Annotated in this window: 20 protein-coding genes and 1 pseudogene; 5 read left to right on the top strand and 16 right to left on the bottom strand. The window is 39.7% G+C overall.

What is annotated here, in order from left to right; translation table 11 throughout:
* Window positions 1–6 precede the first annotated feature (6 nt).
* The 5 genes from dnaE to FTU65_RS06880 form a co-directional block, all read right to left on the bottom strand.
* A complete protein-coding gene (dnaE, locus tag FTU65_RS06860) occupies window positions 7–3,579 on the bottom strand; it encodes a DNA polymerase III subunit alpha (RefSeq protein WP_180003861.1) in 3,573 nt (1,190 codons plus the stop codon).
* 233 nt (window positions 3,580–3,812) lie between these two features.
* On the bottom strand, window positions 3,813–4,214 hold the full coding sequence (locus FTU65_RS16290; RefSeq protein ID WP_257222563.1) for a hypothetical protein: 402 nt from the start codon (window positions 4,212–4,214) through the stop codon (window positions 3,813–3,815).
* A gap of 364 nt (window positions 4,215–4,578) precedes the next feature.
* The gene (locus FTU65_RS06870) at window positions 4,579–5,274 is read right to left on the bottom strand and encodes a methionine ABC transporter permease (RefSeq protein WP_078188742.1); all 696 of its coding nucleotides are present in this window, start codon (window positions 5,272–5,274) and stop codon (window positions 4,579–4,581) included.
* Window positions 5,271–6,296, bottom strand: coding sequence for a methionine ABC transporter ATP-binding protein (locus tag FTU65_RS06875; RefSeq protein ID WP_180003863.1), 1,026 nt, complete (start codon window positions 6,294–6,296; stop codon window positions 5,271–5,273). Before FTU65_RS06875 ends, FTU65_RS06870 begins: the two co-directional genes overlap by 4 nt.
* Window positions 6,297–6,371: 75 nt before the next feature.
* Window positions 6,372–7,244 (bottom strand): MetQ/NlpA family ABC transporter substrate-binding protein, encoded by an 873-nt coding sequence (locus tag FTU65_RS06880; RefSeq protein WP_168377622.1) that lies wholly within the window; start codon window positions 7,242–7,244, stop codon window positions 6,372–6,374.
* Between the two features lie 656 nt (window positions 7,245–7,900).
* Here FTU65_RS06880 and FTU65_RS16545 point away from each other — a divergent pair.
* The gene (locus FTU65_RS16545; RefSeq protein ID WP_373683445.1) at window positions 7,901–8,089 is read left to right on the top strand and encodes a pyrimidine/purine nucleoside phosphorylase; all 189 of its coding nucleotides are present in this window, start codon (window positions 7,901–7,903) and stop codon (window positions 8,087–8,089) included.
* Between the two features lie 375 nt (window positions 8,090–8,464).
* On the opposite strand, the pseudogene FTU65_RS06890 reads toward FTU65_RS16545, so the two are convergent.
* Window positions 8,465–9,019, bottom strand: a pseudogene (locus FTU65_RS06890) (GNAT family N-acetyltransferase).
* A 56-nt stretch (window positions 9,020–9,075) separates the two neighbouring features.
* Here FTU65_RS06890 and FTU65_RS06895 point away from each other — a divergent pair.
* Window positions 9,076–9,855 carry a hypothetical protein gene (locus FTU65_RS06895; RefSeq protein ID WP_180054448.1) on the top strand — a complete coding sequence of 260 codons (780 nt, stop codon included), beginning with the start codon at window positions 9,076–9,078 and terminating at the stop codon, window positions 9,853–9,855.
* Between the two features lie 59 nt (window positions 9,856–9,914).
* On the opposite strand, the gene purD is transcribed toward FTU65_RS06895, so the two are convergent.
* The 8 genes from purD to FTU65_RS06935 form a co-directional block, all read right to left on the bottom strand.
* On the bottom strand, window positions 9,915–11,198 hold the full coding sequence (purD, locus tag FTU65_RS06900) for a phosphoribosylamine--glycine ligase (RefSeq protein WP_180065057.1): 1,284 nt from the start codon (window positions 11,196–11,198) through the stop codon (window positions 9,915–9,917).
* A 150-nt stretch (window positions 11,199–11,348) separates the two neighbouring features.
* A complete protein-coding gene (gene purH, locus FTU65_RS06905) occupies window positions 11,349–12,923 on the bottom strand; it encodes a bifunctional phosphoribosylaminoimidazolecarboxamide formyltransferase/IMP cyclohydrolase (RefSeq protein WP_180003874.1) in 1,575 nt (524 codons plus the stop codon).
* 95 nt (window positions 12,924–13,018) lie between these two features.
* Window positions 13,019–13,288, bottom strand: coding sequence for a DNA-binding transcriptional regulator Fis (gene fis / locus FTU65_RS06910; RefSeq protein WP_001086304.1), 270 nt, complete (start codon window positions 13,286–13,288; stop codon window positions 13,019–13,021).
* Between the two features lie 392 nt (window positions 13,289–13,680).
* Entirely contained in the window at window positions 13,681–14,565 is an 885-nt protein-coding gene (locus FTU65_RS06915) for a DUF3426 domain-containing protein (protein WP_180066529.1), read from the bottom strand.
* 18 nt (window positions 14,566–14,583) lie between these two features.
* Complete coding sequence (prmA, locus tag FTU65_RS06920; protein ID WP_168377617.1) at window positions 14,584–15,486, bottom strand: 50S ribosomal protein L11 methyltransferase; 903 nt, start codon at window positions 15,484–15,486, stop codon at window positions 14,584–14,586.
* 126 nt (window positions 15,487–15,612) lie between these two features.
* A complete protein-coding gene (locus FTU65_RS06925; protein ID WP_180066531.1) occupies window positions 15,613–16,500 on the bottom strand; it encodes a bile acid:sodium symporter family protein in 888 nt (295 codons plus the stop codon).
* Between the two features lie 75 nt (window positions 16,501–16,575).
* Window positions 16,576–17,454, bottom strand: coding sequence for a bile acid:sodium symporter family protein (locus FTU65_RS06930; protein ID WP_180003878.1), 879 nt, complete (start codon window positions 17,452–17,454; stop codon window positions 16,576–16,578).
* Window positions 17,455–17,601: 147 nt separating this feature from the next.
* A complete protein-coding gene (locus tag FTU65_RS06935; RefSeq protein ID WP_078188731.1) occupies window positions 17,602–17,952 on the bottom strand; it encodes a hypothetical protein in 351 nt (116 codons plus the stop codon).
* Window positions 17,953–18,205: 253 nt separating this feature from the next.
* On the opposite strand from FTU65_RS06935, the gene mnmG reads away from it, so the two are divergent.
* From mnmG to FTU65_RS06950, 3 genes are all read left to right on the top strand, one after another.
* Entirely contained in the window at window positions 18,206–20,086 is a 1,881-nt protein-coding gene (gene mnmG / locus FTU65_RS06940; protein ID WP_180003879.1) for a tRNA uridine-5-carboxymethylaminomethyl(34) synthesis enzyme MnmG, read from the top strand.
* 342 nt (window positions 20,087–20,428) lie between these two features.
* Window positions 20,429–21,634: a 3-(3-hydroxy-phenyl)propionate transporter MhpT gene (gene mhpT, locus FTU65_RS06945; RefSeq protein ID WP_180010134.1), complete on the top strand. Its 1,206-nt coding sequence runs from the start codon at window positions 20,429–20,431 to the stop codon at window positions 21,632–21,634.
* 114 nt (window positions 21,635–21,748) lie between these two features.
* Window positions 21,749–22,075, top strand: a complete 327-nt coding sequence (locus FTU65_RS06950; protein ID WP_078193710.1) for a hypothetical protein — start codon at window positions 21,749–21,751, stop codon at window positions 22,073–22,075.
* Window positions 22,076–22,145: 70 nt separating this feature from the next.
* On the opposite strand, the gene glnG is transcribed toward FTU65_RS06950, so the two are convergent.
* Both glnG and glnL read right to left on the bottom strand, forming a co-directional pair.
* Window positions 22,146–23,621, bottom strand: a complete 1,476-nt coding sequence (gene glnG / locus FTU65_RS06955; RefSeq protein ID WP_078188728.1) for a nitrogen regulation protein NR(I) — start codon at window positions 23,619–23,621, stop codon at window positions 22,146–22,148.
* The gene (gene glnL / locus FTU65_RS06960; protein WP_078188727.1) at window positions 23,611–24,717 is read right to left on the bottom strand and encodes a nitrogen regulation protein NR(II); all 1,107 of its coding nucleotides are present in this window, start codon (window positions 24,715–24,717) and stop codon (window positions 23,611–23,613) included. The genes glnG and glnL overlap by 11 nt, the downstream gene beginning before the upstream one ends.
* Between the last annotated feature and the right edge of the window lie 322 nt (window positions 24,718–25,039).

A 25,039-nucleotide genomic window follows, 5' to 3' on the forward strand; every position in this document is an offset into this window, starting at 1 on the left:
TAAACTTTAAGAAAATTGATTGGCTTCTGCTTGGTATAAATCCATGGCATCATCCATGCTCATCCCATCTGGCGGTGGCGGAACCTGCGCAGGAATAGAGGCTTGTTCATAACTTACCGCTTTGGCAGCTTTGGATTTGACATGATATTCGACATGCAAAGATTCTTTACCGAAGTAGTCACGCAGCTTAGACAGTAATTCATCTAGTGGGGCAACTTTCCAGTTTAAGCCCAAATGAATGTCGGCCGTCGCATATGGATAGTCAATATATAACTGCACAGGTATATGCGTACACATATCGACATTGCAAAAAGGCAGTAAAATATTTTGGATGTCGCGTGATAGCGTTTTACTAAAATGTTCAGGTGTTAATTTAATTTGAATGGCATTGGCACGTTTTTGACGGATTTCATTCAAACTGAAGGCTTTAGTTAAGCGACCCATTGGCCGATCAAAACCTTCACGTTCGTAAATTTCACCTTCAATGACCACCACTTTTTCGTTTTGAATCACGTCTTTGAAGCGGTTAAAACGTTCGTGATTCGCAGACACTTCAATACGTGCTGTACCATCATCGAGTGTCACCATCATACGGTTCGGGAAGTTGGCTACATCGACGACTAGGCCTGCAAATACTGTAGTGACACCGCGACGTGTAGGCGTAAGTTCATTAATACGCTGTGAAATAAAGGCTTTTAACTCTGATCGATACACATCGATCGGATGACCTGTTAGATAAAGCCCAAGAGTATCTTTTTCACCTTTAAGACGAACTTCATCTGACCACGGTTTAACAGGTTTAGAAGGTTTACGCTGAACTTCTTCAACTTCACCAAATAAATCCATCATCCCTGTTTCGCGGTTAGTGCGGGCTTGGTCAGCCGCTTGTACAGCTTCTGGCAATTGCGCCATCAAGTCAGCGCGTTCTAATCCTAAACAATCCAGTGCGCCACCACGAATCAATGCTTCAAGCGTGCGCTTATTGATTTTTTTTAGGTCAATACGATGGCAGAAGTCAAACAGATCTTTATATGGGCCATCTTGGATACGTGAGTCAATCACAGACTGCATGGCAGCTTCACCGACACCCTTGATCGCACCTAAACCATAGACGATGGTTTTTGGATCGCTGGCATGGAAATTATATAAAGACATATTGACCGAAGGTGGTAAGACTTCAAGACCATTAATACGACAGTCATCGATTAAGAACACCACGTTGTCCGTGTTCTGCATTTCCGAGGTCATCACTGCTGACATAAATTCAGCAGGGAAATGTGCTTTTAACCAAGCAGTTTGATATGCAACAAGGGCATAGGCAGCGGCATGGGATTTGTTAAAACCATAGCCTGCGAATTTTTCCATATAGTCGAAGATATGGTTGGCCGTATCTGCATCAATACCTTTGGTTGCAGCACCCTCAGTAAAGATCTGACGGTGCTTAATCATTTCTTCGACTTTCTTTTTACCCATAGCACGACGAAGTAAATCCGCGCCACCCAAGCTATAGCCAGCACAGAACTGCGCTGCCTGCATTACCTGTTCCTGATACACCATAATACCGTATGTCGGTTCAAGGACACTTTCTAGTAATGGATGTAAGTATTCAAACTCGCCACCATGCATACGGTAAATAAAGTCAGGAATCAGATCCATCGGGCCTGGACGGTATAAAGACACGAAAGCAATAATTTCTTCGAACTTACTTGGACGTGCCTCTTTCAGCATTTTTTTCATGCCGACGGATTCAAACTGGAAGACCGCTGTGGTATTCGCATCTGCGAACACAGCATAGGCAGGTTTGTCATCCAAAGGAATCAGGGAAATATCGACAGGTGTAGTGATATCTGGACGGGTATTAATGTGCTTAATGGCATCTTCAATTACCGTTAAGTTACGTAAGCCCAAGAAGTCGAATTTAACTAGACCTGCAGCTTCCACATCGTCTTTATCGAATTGGGCGACACGGTTAGTTCCATCTGCATCACATAGGACAGCCGAATAGTCAGTTAACTTAGTTGGTGCAATAACCACACCACCGGCATGTTTACCTGTGTTACGGGTAATGCCTTCAAGTTTGAGTGCCATTTCCCAAATTTCGGCTGCATCGTCGTTATCTGGGTTAGATGGGTTAGTGACAATGTCTTTTAGCTGTGGTTCGGCCTCAATGGATTCTTCCAAACTTAAACCTAAAGGCTTGGTCGGAATCATTTTAGAAATACGGTCAGCTAAACCATAAGATTTACCCAAGACACGGGCTACGTCACGAATCGCACCTTTTGCCGCCATGGTACCGAAAGTTGCAATCTGAGAGACCGCATCTCGACCATAAGTGCGTGCAACATAGTCAATAACACGGTCACGACCTGCAATACAGAAATCGACGTCAAAGTCGGGCATTGATACACGTTCAGGGTTTAAGAAACGTTCGAACAGTAGGTCATAACGCAGTGGATCTAGGTCGGTAATTTTTAAACTATAGGCAACCAAGGAACCTGCACCCGAACCACGGCCTGGACCAACAGGGACGCCATTACCTTTAGACCATTGAATAAAGTCCATGACAATCAGGAAGTAACCTGGGAATTGCATGGTCAGGATGATCCCAACTTCATAAGCCAAACGTTCATCATAAGGCTTACGAATTTCTGGCCAGTCGTCACCACGTTGTTCGACAGGATATAAATGCGCTAAACGTTCTTCTAAACCTTCTTTTGATAAATGTTCAAAATAGGTGTCAATTGTATGACCTTCAGGAATTGGATAATCGGGAAGGTCGTGGAAGCCTAAACGTAATGACACATTACAGCGTCGCGCAATGTGATAGGTATTTTCTATAGCCGTTGGAATGTCTGCAAACAGCTCCGTCATTTCCTCGGCAGTTTTAAAATACTGTTCAGGACTGTAATTTTTAGGGCGACGATTGTCACCGAGGACATAGCCATCGGCAATACAAACGCGTGCTTCATGTGCCTCGAAATCTTCTTTACGTATAAAATGCACATCGTTATGAGCAACCACACCAATGTTAAATTTCTTCGCAAGTTTTACTGCTTCGTGAATAAAGTCTTCTTCACCCGAGCGCTCAGTTCGTGTAATCGCTAGATAAACACGATTGCCAAATTTTTCGACCCATTCAGCTAACAGGGGTTCAGCTTTTTGCGGGTTAGAAGAGCAAAGCATTTTGCCGACATCACTTTGCATACCCAGTAAAACAATCAAATCTTGGTGTTGATTTAAAATCCAATCTTTTTTTACGCAAGGAATATCAAGCTGTTGACCTGAAATATAACCTTCAGAAACCAACTCTGTTAGACTGCGCCAACCTTTATTGGTCATCGCTAGAAGAGTAGCTTTGTGTTCAGCATCATTCAAACGAATGGTTGAACCAAATATGGGTTTAATGCCTTTATCTAAGCACTTTTTATAGAATTTTACAGCAGCATGTAGATTTGAAAGGTCAGTAATGGCCAGAGCGGGCATTTCATCTGCAGCTGCAGCTTTTACAAGATCAGGTATACGTACAATAGATTCAGTAATGGAAAATTCTGTAAAAATACCAAGATGTACAAAGTGCATAGATGAGTCCCTGCGAAAACAGCTGCTGATTTTAGCATGCTCTGAGATCAAACTTGCGTTTATTGCATGGCTTTATGCAGATTTATAAACTCACTGTTTAATCAATAAACGCTGTATGACAAACACCATTTAGCAAGCAATACCTTGATTAACTGAAAAAGCTATTAATTTGCTATTTTTAAAGTTGAAGGCTAGATTGCCAATATAGGGTAAATCATAGTTATGCGGCTCTTTCAGTACGGATTTTGCATGAGTGGTGAGAGTAAAATCACATAAGCCACTTCATTTGGATTGGCCAATTTTGCACTTTTGGTAAAGTCTTTTACAAATTGTTGATAGTCATTTTGGCTTATCAGATGTTTTGACCCAATTTGAATTTTAACGCGTATTTGAGTGGATTTATCCCATTCCATCCAAACATTCCCTTTGGTTTGTCCAAGTTGGGCGAAGCTGCTTTTATTTTTATAGAATGAATCATTTTTAACTTGAGAATTGTCCTCAGCATAAATTTCAAATTTTAGAAATTTACCTTTTGATGTGACATGAAATTCAGTATTGCCGGCACATTCTGAATATTCATATTTAAGCTTTACTGGATTTTTGCTGATTAATGCATTTGCTTTTGATGCAGGCAAGGGTCAGGCTAAGTCAACATCATTTACCTTAATACTAGTGACATAGTCATAATCAGCAATGGATGCAGATGCTGCTGAAGTGATGAATATCCACGTTGTGAAAAAAGTTAAGCGTAAAATTTGTGTTAGCAGTATTGTTTGCATGGGGAATATAAAATCCTGTTCTTTTGATATTTTGTACTCAATCAAGTTTTTGTAAACGTAATATTGAAGGTTATATTTTAAATTTTATGGTGTTGCTAATTTGCCGTCAAAATAATTTAAAACTAAAAAAAATTTTGGTTTAATTTTAGCTTAAAAAAAACCAAATCTTAAACATTAAAAAGCCCTCCGAAGAGAGCTTAAATATATGAATTATGCAGGCTTAGCGCAGTTTTGATAACCAGTCTCCCAGACTTTGAACAATTTGCACCAAAATCAACAAGACAATCACGGTCATGATGACCACGCTACTATCAAAACGTTGATAACCATAAGAAATGGCAAGATCACCGATACCGCCTGCACCTACTGCACCCGCCATGGCTGTTGCACCAATTAAGCTAATGGTTGCAGTCGTTAAGTTTAAAATTAAAGAGCTACGAGACTCTGGTAGGACAAATTTAGTAATGATTTGCAGCGGAGATGCACCCATCGCTTGAGCAGACTCAATGATGCCGTCATTCACTTCAAGCAACGAAGTTTCAATCAGACGACCAATGTAAGGACCAACATAGATTGTGAGGGGAACAATTGCAGCCCAAGTACCAATTGAAGTACCCACAATGACTTTGGTCAAAGGGATGACCGCAATCAAGAGGATAATAAATGGCAATGAACGCAGCGCATTCACAATCGGGTTCAAACCATGGTAGATGACACGATTAGGCAAAATGCCTTGTGGACGTGAGACATATAAAATCACGGCCTGGATAAAACCCCAAATACAGCCGAAGAGCATGGCGAAGAACACCATGTGAAAAGTTTCTTGTAGGGCAGTGACGAACTGATCCATAGACAAAGAACTTTTCCAAAAGGGTGCTGTAATTTGAGTCAGCCATTGAACAATTAAATCTCTCATTGCTGAACTCCTGCTTGAGTGACTTCAACCCCATGGTGTTCTAAGAACGCCACTGATTGTTGAATCAATGCTGCATCACCTAATAGCTGAACGAACATTTGACCAATTACCGCACCATTAATTTCAGTCATATTGGCAAACAAAATATTCAGGCTAATATCAAACTGTTTAATTACCGCTTGAATGACGGTTTCCTGTGCCGAACTGCCCAGAAATTTTAAACAATAAATACTGTTATGGTTTTGATTTTCTAGATTATTTAAAATATTAACAGGAAGCTGTTGCTGCAATACAGTTTGAATAAAGTTTTTGGTTGTATTGTGTTTTGGCTGACTAAAAATCTCTAAGGTTGAGCCGTGTTCGATGATTTTCCCTTGTTCCATCACCGCAACATAATCACAAACAGATTCAATCACATCCATTTCATGGGTGACCATGACAATAGTAATGCCTTGTTCTTGATTGATTTTCTTTAATAACGCCAATACCGAGTTAGTGGTTTGCGGATCGAGAGCAGATGTTGCTTCATCACACAGTAAAATTTTAGGATGATTGGCAAGCGCACGGGCAATCCCGACACGTTGTTTTTGACCACCAGAGAGCTCATCTGGATAGGCATTTTTCTTATGTTTTAGGTCAATAAATTCGAGCAACTCTTCTAAACGTTTTTGGCGTTCAGCTTTAGACACACCTAAAAGTTTAAGCGGCATTTCAATATTTTCTGCAACTGTTTTGGTTTGCAGTAAATTGAAGTGCTGGAAGATCATGCCAATATTGGTTCTTTCTTGACGCAGCTCTGCCGAATTTAAAGCAGTAAAGTCTTTATCATGAATAATAATTTGCCCTTCACTCGGACGTTCTAGCAAATTAATTAAACGGATTAAGGTACTTTTGCCTGCACCACTGTAGCCAATTAAACCGAAAATACAGCCATCTGGAATGTCCAGATTAATCTGATCCAGTGCTGTAACGGTTTGGCCTTTTAGCTCAAAATGCTTGGAGATATTTTTAAATTGGATCATAGCGTCAAAAAAGGGTTCAGAAATGAAAAAACAGGCAAAGTAAACTTTGCCTGTTTATTTGAAGAAATTATATTACTATTTTGCTTCAGTGAGGTAGCTAGTTGGTTTGTTTACATCAATTTTAGTACCACCAAAATGTTCATCGATGTAAGCTTTAACAGCTGGAGTGTGATAAAGCGCGCCTACTTTTTGTAGTACTGGGTCATTTTGACGGTCAGCAGCAACAGCAAGAATGTTCACGTTCATTTTTGTACTTTGATCGATTGGCTCATAGTAAACCGCATCTTTCAGTACGTTTAAACCACCTTCCATTGCAAGGGTATTACCCAAAACAATCGCATCAACTTCGTCTTTAACACGAACCGCAGTCGCCATTTGAATTGGTTTAATTACGATTTTCTTCGCATTTTCAGTTACGTCAGCAGGTGTGCCTTTTACATCGTCAAAATCTGCTTTAAGTTTGATTAAGCCAGCAGATTGAAGTAGTAACAATGCACGTGATTCGTTTGCGCCATCATTTGGAATCGCAATGGTTGCACCTGTTTTAAACTCTTCAAGTTTTTTAACTTTGCTTGAATAGATACCCATGGGTTCTAAATAAGTTGTCGAAAGCGGTGCAATTTTATCTTTATTGTTGTCATTGAACGCAACCATATAGGCATATGATTGGAATGCGTTAACATCAATTTCTTTATTCGCTACAGCAGTGTTCATAGACACATAGTCAGTGAAGTTTTTCACTTCAAGTTTAATGCCAGCTTCTTTGGTTTCAGGAAGCGAAGCAATGTAGCGCCAAATATCAGCATCTGAACCAGTCGAAGCCATGGTAACAGTTTGCACTTCTGCAGTGTCTTTTTGTTGTGCGGCGTCAGTTGCAGGAGCTTCTTGTTTACCACAGCCTGAAAGGCCCACAGATAAACCGAGAACTAATCCTAGGAGCTTTTTCATATATTCACCCGAGTAAATTTATAAAATTAATAAATTCACAAATCATATTATGGAGAGATTTACTTAAGTCTTTTATCAGACAGGCTGATAGATGCTTAATAATTTAAAATGCTACACAGACTTATACAATTAGATCTGAGTCTATTTCCAAATGGGAAAAGATAGCCATTGCAAGCTGCTGTAAACAAAAGATTTAATAAAGCAAATCTCTATATTTCGCTAGGCATCATATCAATTTTTTATTATTCAATATAGTGATTTAAAAAGTTATGCTTAGCACCAAAAATGTATATGGAATATGTTTAATTAAATAATTTAATAAGTAAAAACAATATATTATTTATAATTAAACTATTTAAGTACGTCATTTGTATAAGTTTAGGTCTATATAACAAATTTTAAAAAGTATTGCTGAAAAAATGATAAAAATGAAATAAGTCCTGTCATACACAAAATTTGTAACATTCATATGTGAAAATAACGAAGTGCTTCAATCTAAGCTGAGTTGAAATCTTTATTGATATATTTGAAGTTCAACTTTGATTCATGGTTTTTCAAAATTTTAGATCTAAATCTGATGAAGATTGAATCCACTATATTGTTTAATATAAACTGCTTAATAATTGATCATAATAAATTGCTATGTGCGGCACGCTATGTTAAATCAGTTTGATTTCGTCTCAATTGTAAAAAAGCCTACGGTACATTATGGCGGTAGATGGGTGAGCCATGTTTTAAAAATTGAAGATGGTAGCCAAAAAACCATTGGTGTATTTTTGATATCAGAACAACCTATGACGTTTGAGGTGCATGTGAAAGAACGTGTTGAAATCACATCGGGGTAGTGTGTTGTGCAAATTGGGGAGCAGGTCGAGTTTGTTCAATATACTTCTGGCGAAAGGTTTATTGTTCCTCAAGATTCAATTTTTTAAAGTGCAATGTACCGATGTTGTTGATTATGTATTCCATTTTGATTAAGCATGCTTAGACAAGTTTGCAGTTGCTTCAGCTTACACCTCAAGATGTTTTAATCGCTAGTGATCGAATTTGATATTTTTTCTTAACCCTGCATTTAGCAGGGTTTTTTATATGATTTAATGAATGATTTAGCTTTCTTATGCGAAATCCTGTAGTTACTAAAATTAAAGAATTTAACATCACCTATAGTCACTGTTTGGCAGAGTTAATGTACTTTAGTTTTGCCGTGAATAATTATTCAATTAGCAAAAGGGGATGTGCAAGTAATCACTACGCTGTATTTCATACAGGATATGTTTATTTAAACGATGCTCTAGTGGTACAAGTGGATGATTAAATTCACGGACTTTTTGCATACCAATGCGTTGCATGACATGTTCTGATGGTGTGTTTAAGCTTGCTGTAAAGGAAATAACTTTATCTAATCTTAAGTTTCTAAAAGCATGCTTAAGTACAGCTTTTGCACCTTCGGTAGCATAGCCTTGATGCCAATATTGTGGCAGTAGTTGTCAACCAATTTCAGGGGCATCAGCTATTTCGAACTCGGGTGGATGTGCGTGTAAGCCGATAAAGCCAATAAATTCTCCTGTAGCTTTAAGCTCGACAGCATATAAACCCCAACCGCGTATTTCTATTGCATCGTGTAGGCGTTGCATAAATGCAGTGGCTTCGGAAGCATCAAGTTTGTTAGGGAAATAGCGCATGACGTCATCATCTGCACACATGTGGATGAATGGAGCAGTATCGGAGTCTTGCCATTGGCGTAGGATCAGGCGAGGGGTTGGGAGTTGTATCATATATGTAATACTATAATTTCCTTATTCTTATTATAAAAAGACCGTGAGTAGATGTGATGTATATTTTTGAAATAATTATACCTGGGACTTGGCTTGATTATGAAGATCGTGAATGGAGTTGGGCGATTGAAAGTCAGCTTCGTTCGTTAGAAGCGCAATTTTTTGAGGCAAATTTAGCTTTAAATCTGTTTCATTCAATGGTTCACCAAGAATCAACTTCTAAAGATGATTGGCTTCGAGAAAATAATAGAAGAAGTGAAATAAGGAAGGAGATTGAAGTTGAGATTTTACAAGAGGGTAAGAATCATTGGGATTATATGGAAGAGATTAATTTAAAAACGGAAATTATTTTTAAAAGAGAAAAATGGAGTCAAGGTCGTATACCTAGGGAGTTTAATCATAATTTAGCATTTATATATGCACGAGCATTTTTATATGCTTTGGATACTTTTGATAAATTTCTTAAAGTTTTATCAAATAATAAAGATGTTCCAACGGAGCTGAAAACTACGTATTTGAAAATGTCAGAATATTTTCCTGATTTACGTGGTGTTAGGAATACCGCCCAGCATCTCGAAGATAGATCAAGGGGATTGGGGGCATATAATAAGCCTTTGGATTTAAAGCCTGTTGAGAATAGTTTTATTAATGCTCAACAAGGTGCATTAATATTAAATTGTTTAAATGGCTCTAAGTATGGATCAACTATGGCAGATGGTCATTATGGTGAAGTAGATGTTTCACCAGAATCAATGAATCACTTGCAGTCAATTTTGACAGAAGTTTTAAATTCTTTTAAATGGAAAGGAAGCCCTCAACACAAACCTAGTGCATAGAAATGTGACAATTAAAAAAAACCCGCATTTAGCGGGGTTTTTCTTAATCAAATGAATGATTAGGCATTTTCACGTGCAATTGCGCGGTAACCAATATCTTTACGGTATTGAACGCCGTCAAACGTTACTTTTTGGCACAGCTCTAATGCTTTCGCTTGCGCTTCGCCAATGGTGTTGCCTAGCGCAGTCACACAAAGAACACGACCACCAGCAGTCACAATATCACCATTCTCAAGTGCTTTAGTGCCTGCATGGAAAACTTTAGCATCAGCCATTTCAGTGTCTAAACCTGAAATTACATCACCATTGCTAGATGTTTCAGGGTAGCCCTTAGATGCAAGTACGATACCTACAGTCTTACGCTCATCCCAATCTGCTTCTTTTGGTAAGTTACCTGCAATACCAGCTTCAACAAGGTCAACTAAAGATGATTTTAAACGCATCATAATTGGCTGAGTTTCAGGGTCACCAAAACGGCAGTTGAACTCGATCACTTTAGGTTGACCTTGTTCATCAATCATTAAGCCTGCATATAAGAAACCTGTGTACACGTGACCGTCTTTTTTCATACCTTCAACGGTAGGACGCATCACTTCATTCATGGTTTTTTCAAATACGTCAGCCGTCACCACAGGAGCAGGAGAGTAAGCACCCATACCGCCAGTATTTGGACCTTGGTCGCCTTCAAAGATACGTTTGTGATCTTGTGAAGTTGCCATCGGTAAGATGTTGTCGCCATCAATCATACAAATGAAAGATGCTTCTTCACCAGCAAGGAATTCTTCGATTACAACGCGTGAGCCAGCATCACCAAATTTGTTGCCTGCAAGCATGTCATCAATTGCATCGAATGCTTCTTGATTCGTCATGGCAACAATTACGCCTTTACCTGCAGCAAGACCGTCAGCCTTGATCACGATTGGCGCACCATTTTTTTCAATAAATGCTTTAGCTGCATCAACTTCTGTGAACACGTCATAGAAAGCAGTTGGAATGTTGTGGCGTTTTAAGAAGTGCTTCGCAAATGCTTTAGAGCCTTCAAGCTGTGCAGCAAATTGAGTTGGGCCCCAAATTTTTACGCCAGCTTCACGGCAAGCATCCACCACACCATTTACAAGTGGTGCTTCAGGGCCAACCACGATTAAATCAACGGCATTGTTTTTTGCAAAGTCGATAATCGCTGCATTGTCTAAAATGTTAAGCGCAACATTTTCGCATTTATTTTCAGTTGCAGAACCCGCATTGCCCGGCGCTACAAATACTTTTGCGACTTTGTCATCTTGTGCGATTTTCCATGCCAATGCATGTTCACGACCGCCATTACCCAAAACTAAAATATTCATCTAAAAATCCCTCAAAAGAATAGAATCCCTCCCGACCTCCCTTTAAAAAAGGGAGGGGATCACGCTTGAAAGTTATGGTTTCTTACGTGAAAAGTCCCCCTTTTTACAAAGGGGGATTTAGGGGGATTAATAAATACGACTTTTAATCAATTAGTGACGGAAATGACGCATGCCAGTGAAGACCATTGCAATACCAGCTTCATCAGCTGCAGCAATTGTTTCTTCATCACGCATAGAACCACCCGGTTGGATAATGCATTTGATACCCGCTTTCGCAGCGTTATCAATGCCATCACGGAATGGGAAGAATGCGTCAGATGCCATTACCGCACCTTCAACCACTAAACCAGCATGTTCAGCTTTAATTGCAGCAATACGAGCAGAGTTAACGCGGCTCATTTGACCTGCGCCAACACCAATGGTTTGACGACCTTTTGCATAAACAATAGCGTTAGACTTAACGTATTTCGCAACTTTCCAAGCAAAGATTAAGTCATCAATTTCTGCTTCAGTTGGCGCACGTTTAGTCACAACTTTAAGGTCATCTTTCGTGATCATGCCTAAGTCTTGGTCTTGAACCAACAAACCGCCATTCACACGTTTGTAATCTAACTGAGCTTTACGTTCAGTAATTGCAGGAAGCTCGCCGCATACGAGTACACGTACGTTTTTCTTCGCGCCAGTCACTTCAAGCACGCCTTCAGCAACGCTTGGAGCAATGATCACTTCAACGAACTGACGGTCAACAATGGCTTGCGCAGTTGCAACATCTAATTCGCGGTTAAATGCAATGATGCCGCCGAATGCAGATTCAGGGTCAGTTGCATAAGCAAGGTCATAAGCCGCTTGGATGCCGTCTAAAGATACTGCTACGCCACATGGGTTTGCGTGTTTAACGATTACACAAGCAGGTTTAGCGAATGATTTAACACATTCAAGTGCTGCGTCAGTGTCTGCGATGTTGTTATAAGATAGTTCTTTACCTTGAAGCTGTTTCGCAGTTGAAACTGAAGCTTCAGTCGCTGTGTCTTCTACATAGAAAGCAGCAGATTGATGCGGGTTTTCACCGTAACGTAAGTCTTGAACTTTGTTCAATTGAGTATTGAAAGTACGCGCAAATTTATCTGCTTGACCTTCTTCCTTACCTACGCGAGCGCCTAAGTAAGAAGCGATCATACCGTCGTATTGAGCAGTATGTTCAAATGCTTTAACCGCAAGGTCAAAACGAGTTGCATGTGAAAGTGAACCTTCAGCTTTAAGCTCAGCAACGACAGTTGCATAGTCAGCAGCATTTACCACGATACCAACAGAAGCATGGTTTTTCGCAGCAGCACGAACCATAGTCGGACCACCGATATCGATGTTTTCAATCGCATCAGCAAGTGAACAGTTTGGTTTTGCAACAGTTGCAGCAAACGGATAAAGGTTAACAACTACAAGATCGATTGCATCGATGTTGTGTTCAGCCATCACAGCTTCGTCTAGACCGCGACGAGCTAAGATACCACCATGAATTTTCGGATGTAGCGTTTTTACACGGCCGTCCATCATCTCTGGGAAACCTGTGTGCTCTGAAACTTCAACTACGGCAACATTATTGTCTTTCAACAATTTGTATGTTCCGCCAGTAGATAAAATTTCTACCCCTAGAGCAGCAAGTTCTTGTGCAAATTCAACAATTCCAGTCTTGTCAGACACAGAGATTAAAGCGCGTTTAATAGTCATGATCTTCGTCACAGTTTTCAAGGAACAGATTAAAACAAAATTAGCAAAATGCAGGTTAAAAAAAATGCCTGCGGAAGCCGCAAGCATTTTATCATTTATTCACTCATTAAACCGTGAGCTTTCAACTTTTTACGTAAAGTACCACGGTTTAAGCCGAGAATCTCAGCAGCACGGGTTTGATTACCACGTGTATATTCAAGAACTACAGATAGAAGAGGCTTCTCCATTTCCGCCAGCACCATATCGTATACCTGAGATGGTTGCTCGCCTTGCAATTGTGCAAAGTAATGGCGAACTGCGCGATCTACGTGAATACGAAGAGCGACATCAGATTGTGCAGTAAAAATAGGAGATTTGCTATTCATGCGAATTAATCCGAAAAATCAAATATCACTTGGGTAAAGTGATTTGTTAAAAGTGGTCTATAAACTTGAATGAACTCCGTTTTAGTTCCTAATGCGGAGTTCTAAAACTTGTACATTACTTGTAGCTTGACACAACTCGCAAAATTGTTCGAAAAATAAGCGTAACAATAGATTAATAATTGTTACAGCCTAAAAAACAAACAAAAAATCTACTCAATACGCAATAAATATTAAAGCGCACGGTTGGGATTGTATTTGTTGTGAAAAATTAGCGAGGAGTTTGCAGCACAAAGCTTTCGTGGCGCGTATCATACCATTGTCTAGGAAAAAGTGAGCAAGAAAACTGCATTTTTTTTATGTTTTTTTTACTTTTTTAATAGTTTTTTTCAATATTAGGGGCGAATCAACTCAATTGAATAATTATCGAAGCTTTTGCGTGCAATCGGTAAGCTAAATTGGAATTTAAAAGGACTACTTTTTGGGATCCGTTGGATACCATGAAGACTTTTATCCAAATACTCTTCAGGTAAAAGCGTATAGTTTGCTATTTCAGCACCATTTTCTTTTAGTGAAATTTTCATATTGGGTAAGGCAAGGCTACGGTCATGAAAATTGATCATTTCACCAGTAAAACGTGTGTCATTATTTCCAATGCTACGAATTTTGACTTTTTTGGTACTAATTAAACTGTAGTGTTCCTCTAGACGTGAACAATTGAATACATCACAGACCGCAGTAAATGCTGCACCCATTACTGGGCTGTTTTTTAAATATTGTGGATTGAACCAGAAAAACTGGAATATAAGTGCACCAAATAAGAAGGCATTAATACAGAACCACATAAAATAGTTGAGTGGTGTACGTTTTTTATCCTTTTCAGCCTGTTCTGCCCAATTTACTGCAGGAAGGTTGCCGATCGGTTCGGTGCTGAAATAATTTAAGTTATTTAAATAAGTTTTTAGATCGATATTAGAGTTTTCGACTTTTTGATCAAATAGTTTTAATAAATGGTGGGTTGGTGTTTCTTCAACAGTCACTGGTGTAAGCGTATTATTAAATTCGCTGACATTAATAATAGTATTGGAGTTTTTTTGAGGTGCATTTTCTTGCTCAGGGGTAGAAAAAGACAACGCTTTATCTACCACCAAATGAGACAGTGAATTAAAAGATGTAGAGCACTTTGGGCAACAAACCATGCCCTGAGCGACAGTAAGCTGCGGAACAGTTACTTTATATGTTGTAAAACAAGTTGGGCAGTTAGTTAATTTGTCGCTCATAAGTACACATTTTAAATTTTAATACTGTTGGCGTTTACCCGAAATTCGGCACCATGTTTCGTCACGTTTTTCTACGTCTAATATATCAAAAAATTCAGAATAAACACTAGAAACATCAGAAACTTGCTCTTCAATTACACCTGCAAGTGCGAACTCGCCCTCAGATTTAATTAAAGTTGAGAATTCTGCAGCCAAGGCCATTAGAGGGCCTGCAAGAATATTAGCAACAAACACATCGGCTTTTTGTCCAGCGAGCTCTTGGTTGAACTCTTCAGGTAGGCCTACATACAGATTTTCCAGTACACCATTCAATTCTGCATTTTGTTGTGTTGCTAAAACGGCTTGTGGGTCAATATCAGTGGCATAAACTTTTTTGGCACCCAAAAGTAAAGCGGCAACACCTAAAATACCAGAACCACAACCGTAGTCGATGACGATTTTATCCTTAAGATCAACTTTACCTAACCATTGTAGGCATAAGAATGTTGATGCATGGTTACCAGTACCAAATGCCAGACCTGGGTCTAGTTTGATGTTTACGGCGTCTGCTTCTGGTGCTTCCATCCATTCTGGTACGATCCAGTATTTTTCACCAATTTTAATAGGCTCGTAAGCATCCATCCATGTGCGTTCCCATTCTTGGTCTTCAATGAATTCGCTACGCATTAGTGCTTCAGGAAGTTGAGCTTTAATAAATGTTTTTAATGCAGCAACATCAATTTCTTCATCATCTTCTTGTGCATAGATACCAGTAACGATCACTTTATTCCAAAGTGGTGTTTCACCTGGAAGTGGTTCAAGTAAATCCTGATTTTCTGCATCATCTAGCGTGACACTGACTGCACCTAAAGAACTGAGCAGCGTTTCAGTGTAATCAACTTGAGCTTTTTCAACAGTAATATGAATTTGTAACCACTTCACGGACATAACCTAAATGAGTTTTATAAAAAGCTATTGTAACGGAACTCGGCAACTTGCAGCTAGCGATTATCAAAATTGACAAAAAATAAAAGGATGCACGTAGCATCCTTTTAATTTTTCAATGACTTAACTTTTAATTGTTTCGGTTGTAGTTGTCGAGATTGGTGCAAAACGCGTAATTAGGAAGCCAAATACAGCGGCAAAGATGTACATAAAGATTGAATATACCGCCGCAGGCATTGCTACAGCAGAGCTGGCCATCACCGTTAAGGCGATGGTCATGGCTAACGTACTGTTATGAATACCGATTTCAAATGCACAAGCACGTGCCTGAGCACTATTGATGCCAAATAGTCTCGGAACAAAATAACCGATACATAAGCTGAAAATACAGAATAGAACCGTTGCTAAGCCAACTTGAGTTAGATAAGCCGCAATATTATGTCGTTCAGAGTAAATAGCACCGATAATAATTAAGATGAGAAAGACCACAGCAAAGATACGGAGTGGTTTATGCAGTTTCTCAGTCAGTTTAGGTGCATAGTGACGAAGCAGCATGCCTATACAGACGGGGATGATAATGATGCCGAAAACTTGGAGGATTTTCCCAAATTGCAGACTGATTTGTTGGCCTTCTTGCATGAAGTGCATGATCGAAAAATTCACGATCAATGGTAGGGTTAATGCTGCAATGACTGAGTTGATGGCGGTCAGGGTAATATTTAAAGCCAAGTCACCTTTAAATAGATAGCTAAATAAGTTAGCTGTGCTACCACCAGGTGAGGCTGCGAGTAGCATCAAGCCGACAGAAAGCAGTGGTGGTAATGCTAACAGTTTACATAGTAGAAAGGCGATACCGACAAGCAACACGAGTTGGCAAAATAATGCGATCAACACGGCTTTAGGATGTTTGGTGACACGTGCGAAATCTTTGGGGGTAAGTTCTAGCCCAAGCCCGATCATAATAAAGGCCAGTGCTAATGGCAAAAGAACCGTAATAATTCCAGAATCCATCTTATTTATTCTCCTTGAGCATATTTAATGGTTTTTCACCAAAGTCCTTATGGTGATTGCGTTAGAAAAAATAGTTTAGGTTTTCACTTGTTGAATCAAGTGACTGCCACGGCGCGTCAAAATAAAACCAAATAAGGTCGCCAATAAATACATAAAAATAGAATAAACACCGGCAGGTATCGCCACTGTGGTGTTTTCAAGCACACTCAGTGCGATGGTTAGGGCGATACTGGTGTTATGAATACCAATCTCAAAGGTACACGCACGAGCCTGTTTTTCAGGCACACCCGAGAGGAATGGAATTAAGTAACCCAAAAATAGTCCACTGAAACAGAGTAAACAGGTTGCAATGCCGACGCTGGCAAAATACGTAATAATGTTGGATTGTTCGCGCAAAACTGCGAGTGTAAAGATAAGAATTAATAAAAAAATAGATAACATTCGCATCGGTTTGTTGATGTGATATGCAATGGTCGGAAAGGAGTTACGAATAAACATACCGAAACATACCGGTATCAAAATAATCAGAAATACATGGGTGATCTTATCGATAGGCATGCCAATACTGGTACTTTCACCAACAAAATGCAAAATGGAAAGGTTGACAATAAAAGGCAATGTAAAGCACGAAACAACTGAGTTAATGGCCGTTAAGCTAATATTTAATGCAACATCACCTTTATATAGGTAGCTATAAAGGTTTGCTGTGGGGCCACCGGGTGAAGCCGCAAGCAACATGAGCCCGACCGCGAGTAAAGGGGGTAACTCAAGCAACTTACACAGGAAAAACGCAATGCTGGTCAGTAGAATGAGCTGAGTAAATAAAGCGATGAAAATAACTTTTGGATAGCGTCCAACGCGTAAAAAGTCTTTGACTGAAAGTTCAAGTCCCAAACCCATCATCATAATGGCTAAAGCAATGGGTAGAAAAAATGCAAATAATCCCGAATCCATGGAATTTCCTGATATTTTTATCCTTATAGTGTTTTTGAGTTTATCTCAGTTTGATAAATAAGCAATAAATAAAAGCGAGTAAAAACTGATGTTTTACCCGCTTTATTTTTGATCTGTTAATTGGTCGATATTTTTATCGACAATTGTTTATTTAGGACGAGGAGGAGTGAACCCTAAAGCACATTTTCCTTTAATTTCTTGTCCATTAATCGTTGCAGTAGTGGCTTTTGCATCTGCACTACATGTGCTTAATAATTCGGCTTCTTCGCCATGAAGATTTGCATTTTTGGAAGAACTAAAAAATTGTGGTTCGCAGGTACCATTCCAGATAATACCGCGATAGGCAAATGATACTTGAGCGCCTTGGCTTTTACCTTTACAGACTTGTTGATATCGCTGTGCATCATACACTTTCTCAACTTTATCATTGGCTGAGGCAGCAAGTGGTGATAAACATAAACCGCATAAAACCGTGGATAGCAAAATATTCTTATTCATGCTTATAGTCCTTATGATTCTCATGGGATCTATAACAGAATAAAAAATCATCAGAATAAAACAACAATCTTCGAGTAACATTTGCTTGAGAAATGTATATTTTTATATGGAATATGCAAAGTATGTATGTTCATAAAGAAATATATAGGCATAAAACAGTAGTCAATAACAATAAAATCGAGTTAATCAGTCAACTTATCGGTGAATTTTTGCTATAATCTTCCGTCATCCTTTTTTAATCTCCTTTACCACTATGCATTATCCTAAAGTTTACGATGTCATTGTTATCGGCGGCGGTCACGCGGGTACTGAGGCAGCTCTTGCTGCGGCACGTATGGGTCGACAGACTTTACTCTTAACTCATAATATTGAGACTTTAGGGCAGATGAGCTGTAATCCAGCCATCGGTGGTATTGGTAAATCACATTTAGTACGCGAAATTGATGCGCTTGGCGGTGCAATGGCATTGGCTGCTGACAAAGGCGGTATTCAATTCCGTATTTTAAACTCACGTAAAGGTGCAGCTGTTCGTGCGACTCGCGCACAGGCTGACCGTATTCGTTATAAAGCTGCGATTCGTGAAACCTTAGAAAATCAAGCGAACTTGGATATTTTCCAACAAGCAGCTGACGACTTAATCGTTGAGGGCGACACTGTAAAAGGTGTGGTTACTCAGATGGGTATTCGCTTTGATGCGAAAACTGTTGTATTAACTACAGGTACATTCTTGGGTGGTGTGATCCACGTAGGTCTAAATAATGCTTCAGGCGGTCGTGCGGGCGATCCTCCTTCAATTTCATTGGCTGCGCGCCTTCGTGAATTGAACTTACCTGTAGGTCGTTTAAAAACTGGTACACCACCACGTATCGATGCACGATCAGTTGATTTCTCTGTGATGACGCCACAGCCGGGTGATTTCCCATCTCCGACTATGTCGTTCATGGGTGATGCGTCGATGCATCCTGAGCAAATCAATTGCTATATCACACATACCAATGAGAAAACTCACGATATCATTCGTGGTGGCTTAGACCGTTCACCAATGTATACTGGTGTGATTGAAGGTGTGGGTCCACGTTACTGCCCATCGATTGAAGATAAAATTCATAAATTTGCCGATAAAGATTCGCATCAAGTGTTCTTGGAACCTGAAGGTTTGGACACACATGAGCTTTATCCAAACGGTATTTCAACTTCTTTACCATTCGACGTTCAATTTGAATTGGTTCGATCGATTCGTGGTATGGAAAATGCGCATATATTGCGTCCAGGTTATGCGATTGAGTACGATTATTTCAATCCACAATCATTGAAATTCTCTTTAGAAACCAAATCGATTAATAACCTGTATTTTGCAGGTCAAATTAACGGTACAACGGGTTATGAAGAAGCGGGTGCGCAAGGTTTGCTTGCAGGCTTAAACGCAGCACGTCGTGCATGGGATCAAGAGCAATGGACACCAAAACGTGATGAAGCGTACATGGGCGTGTTGGTTGATGACTTGATTACTCTCGGTACTAAAGAACCATACCGTATGTTCACGTCACGTGCGGAATACCGATTGATGTTGCGTGAAGATAATGCAGATCAGCGTTTAACTGCCATTGGTCGTGAAATGGGTCTGGTGGATGATGCGCGTTGGGATTCGTTCTGCCAAAAAATGGAAGCTGTAGAAACGGAGAAAGGTCGTTTACAACACCTTTGGGCAGCGCCAAACAATCCACTAGGCAAAAAATTCGTTGAAATGACGGGTGATGACCTGTCAAAAGAAACCAATGCAATTGATTTGCTCAAACGTCCAAATATCAACTTTGCGCAAATTGCTGAATTGACGGGTTCTGAAGTTTCGGCATTTGTGGGTGAGCAAATTGAAATTGCTGTGAAATATGCAGGTTATATTAACCGTCAGCAAGAAGACGTTGCGCAAATGAAGCGTTTGGAAGATACACGTATTCCAGCTGATTTTGATTACGATGTAGTTTCTGGTCTTTCACGTGAAATCACCATGAAGCTGAAAAATGTATTGCCTGAAACATTGGCACAAGCAAGTCGTATTCCGGGTGTTACACCTGCGGCTGTTCAATTGGTGATGATTACGATTCGTAAGAATAACCAAGCGAAAAAATCTGCATAAGATTTTGAGTTAAATAAAAAACCCGCTCAGTTGCGGGTTTTTTTATTGCCAATAAATTATTGGCTGTTGGTATTTGATCGGATTAAATGAATATTTTGATCATCATTAGTTTTAGCTATGGTTTGATTATTAAAACCTTTCATAAACCTAAGTGATTGATAATTAATTATAAATAAAAAATAAGATCTAAAAAATATTGATATACAAAGTTTTAGGTTTTAATGGTGGGCTTTTGGTCGTGTGAATTTCGACCTTTGTAGTGGTATTTATTCTACCCAATAAAGCCGAAACTTCAGGGCATGGCGTACAAGTGGGTTTACGCTACATGAATGGAGTTCGATTATGGCAAATCAACAATCGGGAAAAATGCAAAAATTTCTAACGGTATTTTTGTGTTTCTGGGTAGCATTTTTTGAAGGTTTTGACCTGCAAGCGCCCGGTATCGCAGCAAAAGGAATCGCAGCGACATTTTCCTTAGATCAAGTGCAAATGGGCTATGTGTTTAGCTTAGGTGTGTTTGGTATGTTATTTGGCGCGTTCTTTGGGGGGCGTGTCGCTGACTATTTGGGACAGAAGAAAGTTCTGATGCTGTCGATTTTTATCTTCGGTGTATTTATGTCGATTACGGCAGTTGCACCAAGTATTGAAATTTTATATATCGCACGATTCTTTACAGGTTTAGGTTTGGGTGCTGCGATGCCAACGATGATCTCGGTGGTGGGTGATGAAGCGACGGATGCTAACCGTGGGCGCTTAAATAGTTTGATGTACTGTGGCTTACCCGTAGGTGCAATCTTTGTTGCTGGCTTGGGTATTGTCTTTAAAGATATCTCATGGCATACACTATTTTTAATTGGTGGTTTAACGCCTTTAATCTTGATTCCATTCATGGCGATTATCTTAAAAGATAAGCGTACAGAAAAAGTTCAGGCAGAAACCAAGGAAACGGTTCCACCGATGGGGCAAATCCTTTTTGCTGAACAGCGTTATAAGTATACATTGCCGCTTTGGCTGAGTTTCTTCTTTACCTTAATGGTGAACTATATTCTGATCAGTTGGTTGCCTAACTTGCTTATGGAACAAGGGTTGGAAAAGCAACAAGCTTTTATGATCATGTTGATGTTCCAAGTGGGCGCAGTGATTGGTACGCTGGGTTTAGGCTACTTGCTGGATCGCCTAAAATTATGGCAAATGGCAGTGATTATCTATTCAGGTTTGTTTGTGGCATTGTTTGTGCTGTTTACAACAAATTCCATTCCTGTACTTATTGCTGCAGGCATCATGGGCGGAATTTTCTCTACAGGTGGTCAATCGATTTTGTATGGGATCTCTCCAATTTTCTATACACCAGCTGGGAAAGTGACAGGTGTGGGAAGTGCAATTTCATGGGGACGTTTGGGTGCAATGACAGGTCCATTACTTACAGGCAAGATTTTGGCGCTAGGTCTAGGAACGACAGGTATTTTAATTGCAAGTGCGCCGGGTATTGCTTTGTCGGCTATCGCGGTGGCTGCATTGTCAGCCTATAAGTCATCCCTCAAGAAATAATCGAAATCAGTCATATTTAAAGGAGCTACGGCTCCTTTTTTATTGAATAAATATCTTTAGCTGAAACTTAGTTTTGTTAGAATAAATCTAATATTTATGAATAAATTTACTTCTATGTCTTATCAATTGATCGAACTTGATATTTCTCCTTCAGATAACATTCAGTGTCCACATTGTCAGCAGCAAGTGATTGATTGGTCAGAAGAGCAGTATGTACAGCCATGTGAGCATGTGCTGTTTATTGCAATGGATATTGGTTTTGAGTTTATTACAGATGAATTTGAGCAAACCATGCAGCATACAGTCGATGACTTGCATGCCAATGATGATCAATATCATATGTTTACTGAAATTACCGCCTCAAGTTTCCCTGAGTTTCTGATATATAAGTCTGATTTAGGGGTGGAAGGTTATTCACGTTATGTCGGCTTTACGGCATAAAATATTGCTAAAAAATCTCAAAATAAAAAAGCCAGTCAAGTGAGTGGCTTTTTTAATGTAAATTAGAAAATTAACTTTCTAATTCTTCTTCGACATCATCTTCGGCACTGTCCATACCGAGTTCTTTAAGTTTACGGGTTAAGGTATTACGACCCCAACCTAAAAGTTCTGCTGCATGGCGCTTACGCCCACGTGTTTGCTGTAGTGCTGCATTGATGAGGGTGCGTTCAAACATTGGTGTGGCAATGTCGAGAATTTTCATCTCACCATTTTTAAGTTTTTGCACAGCCCATTGACCAAGTAATTCATCCCAATGATGCACCCCGATACGATCAATCCCTTGAGTAGCAGGATTGCCATCTGTGCCTTGAATTGGAATCTGTTTTAATTCAGAAGGTAAATCTTCTGGATAAACTTCACGGCCTGTGATCATGACTGTTAGCCAGCGACAGGTATTTTCGAGCTGACGCACATTACCTTGCCACGGCAGTTTTTGCATGTATTCTTGCGTTTCAGGACGCAGAATTTTCGGGCTTACCCCAAGTTCTTTGCCTGCACTTGCTAGGAAGTGCTGTGCAAGCATCGGAATATCTTCACTACGATGTGCAAGTTTTGGAATATGAATACGAATGACGTTTAGACGGTGGTACAAGTCTTCACGGAAGCGACCTTCATGTACTAACTTTTCTAAGTCTTGGTGCGTTGCAGCAACGATACGGACATCCACCTTGACTGGGATGTGACCACCAACGCGGTAGAATTCGCCATCCGCTAAAACACGCAGTAAACGTGTTTGAGTTTCAAATGGCATGTCGCCAATTTCATCAAGGAAAAGAGTCCCGCCATTGGCTTGTTCGAAACGCCCTTGACGCTGTGTGTTAGCACCGGTGAATGCGCCTTTTTCATGACCAAATAATTCAGTTTCGATCAAATCTTTTGGAATTGCTGCCATATTGAGCGCAATAAAAGGCTTGTTGCCACGTGGTGAATGCTTATGCAGCGCATGCGCAACCAATTCTTTCCCTGTGCCTGATTCACCATTAATTAATACAGTAATGTGTGATTGAGAAAGACGACCAATGGCACGGAAGACTTCCTGCATAGCAGGAGATTCACCAATAATCTCTGTAGATTGAATCGGTTGAACGGTTTTAGCAGATTCTTGTTGTTGTAATTTGGCGATATGTAAAATTGCACGGTTTACAAGAGCTAAGGCTTCATCAATATCAAAAGGTTTTGGTAGATATTCAAATGCACCCGTTTGATAGCTCGACACAGCAGATTCTAAATCTGAATGAGCGGTCATGATGATCACAGGTAAGTCAGGGTAGTTGCCTTTGACTTTACCTAAAAAGGTCAGTCCATCAATACCCGGCATACGGATGTCTGTCAAAATAACATCTGGCGCATCGACACTTAACTGATCTAAAGCGGATTGTGCTTCTTCAAAACTGGTAACATCAAAACCTTCTTCTTTGAATGTTTTTTCCAGCACCCAACGCATGGCGCGATCATCATCGATGACCCAAATCTTATTACGCGACATGATCTGACTCCCAAGGTAAATATAGGCTAAATACTGTTTTTCCAGGAACTGATTGGCATTCAATCATTCCGTTATGTTGATGCATAATATTTTGTGCAATGCTCAGGCCGAGACCTGTGCCTTTCGCTCGTCCTGTCACTAAAGGGTAAAATACGGATTCTAATATTTCTTGTGGGACACCTGGTCCATTGTCCTCGATGTCAATGCGTACCGCAGAACGTTTTAATACACCGTTGATGGTGACTAGCCGTTGAATACGTGTGCGCAAGGTGAGTTCTGGTTGATGCTCAACAAAGAACTCTTTATTTTCAGTCATCGCCTGAACAGCATTAACACTGATATTCAGCATGACCTGAATTAATTGATCACGATCTGCCAGAACATCCGGTAAAGAAAGGTCGTAATCACGAGTGATCTTAATTTTCTTTTTGGTTTGGTTGACGATCAGTGAACGAACACGTTCAAGGGGTTCATGGACATTGACTGGTTCGTAACTTGGTAATTGTCTTGAACCAAGCATAGTGTCAGCAAGATTACGTAATCGGTCTACTTCACTAATAATAATGTCGGTGAATTCGCTGTACTTCGGATCATTTAAGCTACGCGCTAAAAGTTGTGTCGCCCCACGGATACCACCGAGTGGATTTTTAATTTCATGGGCAACACCACGAATCAGTTGTCGTGCGACTTGATGCTGTTGAATCAGGTTTTCTTCTTTAGAGATTTTTAACATCCGGTCGATTTGATTGAGTTCAATCAATAGCAAAGGGTGGTAGGGTTTACCTGAGTTGAGCTGTGACACGGTGTAATCGACATGAATGTCTTTAAAGTTGACATTAATTGTTGCTTCTCGGCGCGTATAGTGCTGACCAGAAGTTAATGTATTCATTAATGCATCATGCGTATTGAATTCATCATCGGGCATATGAAGTAAATTTAATACAGGCTGACCTGATGCACGAAGTAAGCTGATGTCAAAAAGCGCTTCACAAGATGAATTTAAATAAAAAATATTCAGGTTGCTATCGACCAATAAAATGGCAGTGGTTAAATTATCCACTAAAAGCCGGTAATCAATCGTCATAGTCTGATCCATTAGCGAGAGGTTCCTGTCTTAAAATGGCGCAATGGCATCTTCATAAAGCAAATCGTTCAATCTAATAAGGTTCGAATTGATGCAAGTTATGCAAGATATAAGCCAACTATTTGAGAAATACGCTAAGTTTTGATGCTTATTTGAATAAATGCGCTTATTTAAGACTTTAAATAAAGTGTATAGCCGATTAAAAACAGGCTGTAAATCAAAAATGCATTAAAATGGTGCAAATGAAATTATATGGATGAATTTATAGCATTATTTTGGTGCGTGATATAAAGAGTGACCTTTTCACCTGTTTTTATGTTTTGAAAAGACATAC

Source organism: Acinetobacter sp. YH12129, assembly GCF_013418685.1.
GTDB lineage: Bacteria > Pseudomonadota > Gammaproteobacteria > Pseudomonadales > Moraxellaceae > Acinetobacter > Acinetobacter amyesii.

Bases quoted from the DNA above. Each gene is read 5' to 3' on its own strand.
- dnaE (WP_180003861.1), bottom strand. From the start codon at position 3,579: ATGCACTTTGTACATCTTGGTATTTTTACAGAATTTTCCATTACTGAA.
- FTU65_RS06870 (WP_078188742.1), bottom strand. From the start codon at position 5,274: ATGAGAGATTTAATTGTTCAATGGCTGACTCAAATTACAGCACCCTTT.
- FTU65_RS06875 (WP_180003863.1), bottom strand. From the start codon at position 6,296: ATGATCCAATTTAAAAATATCTCCAAGCATTTTGAGCTAAAAGGCCAA.
- FTU65_RS06880 (WP_168377622.1), bottom strand. From the start codon at position 7,244: ATGAAAAAGCTCCTAGGATTAGTTCTCGGTTTATCTGTGGGCCTTTCA.
- FTU65_RS16545 (WP_373683445.1), top strand. From the start codon at position 7,901: ATGTTAAATCAGTTTGATTTCGTCTCAATTGTAAAAAAGCCTACGGTA.
- FTU65_RS06895 (WP_180054448.1), top strand. From the start codon at position 9,076: ATGTATATTTTTGAAATAATTATACCTGGGACTTGGCTTGATTATGAA.
- purD (WP_180065057.1), bottom strand. From the start codon at position 11,198: ATGAATATTTTAGTTTTGGGTAATGGCGGTCGTGAACATGCATTGGCA.
- purH (WP_180003874.1), bottom strand. From the start codon at position 12,923: ATGACTATTAAACGCGCTTTAATCTCTGTGTCTGACAAGACTGGAATT.
- fis (WP_001086304.1), bottom strand. From the start codon at position 13,288: ATGAATAGCAAATCTCCTATTTTTACTGCACAATCTGATGTCGCTCTT.
- FTU65_RS06915 (WP_180066529.1), bottom strand. From the start codon at position 14,565: ATGAGCGACAAATTAACTAACTGCCCAACTTGTTTTACAACATATAAA.
- FTU65_RS06925 (WP_180066531.1), bottom strand. From the start codon at position 16,500: ATGGATTCTGGAATTATTACGGTTCTTTTGCCATTAGCACTGGCCTTT.
- FTU65_RS06930 (WP_180003878.1), bottom strand. From the start codon at position 17,454: ATGGATTCGGGATTATTTGCATTTTTTCTACCCATTGCTTTAGCCATT.
- FTU65_RS06935 (WP_078188731.1), bottom strand. From the start codon at position 17,952: ATGAATAAGAATATTTTGCTATCCACGGTTTTATGCGGTTTATGTTTA.
- mnmG (WP_180003879.1), top strand. From the start codon at position 18,206: ATGCATTATCCTAAAGTTTACGATGTCATTGTTATCGGCGGCGGTCAC.
- mhpT (WP_180010134.1), top strand. From the start codon at position 20,429: ATGGCAAATCAACAATCGGGAAAAATGCAAAAATTTCTAACGGTATTT.
- FTU65_RS06950 (WP_078193710.1), top strand. From the start codon at position 21,749: ATGTCTTATCAATTGATCGAACTTGATATTTCTCCTTCAGATAACATT.
- glnG (WP_078188728.1), bottom strand. From the start codon at position 23,621: ATGTCGCGTAATAAGATTTGGGTCATCGATGATGATCGCGCCATGCGT.
- glnL (WP_078188727.1), bottom strand. From the start codon at position 24,717: ATGGATCAGACTATGACGATTGATTACCGGCTTTTAGTGGATAATTTA.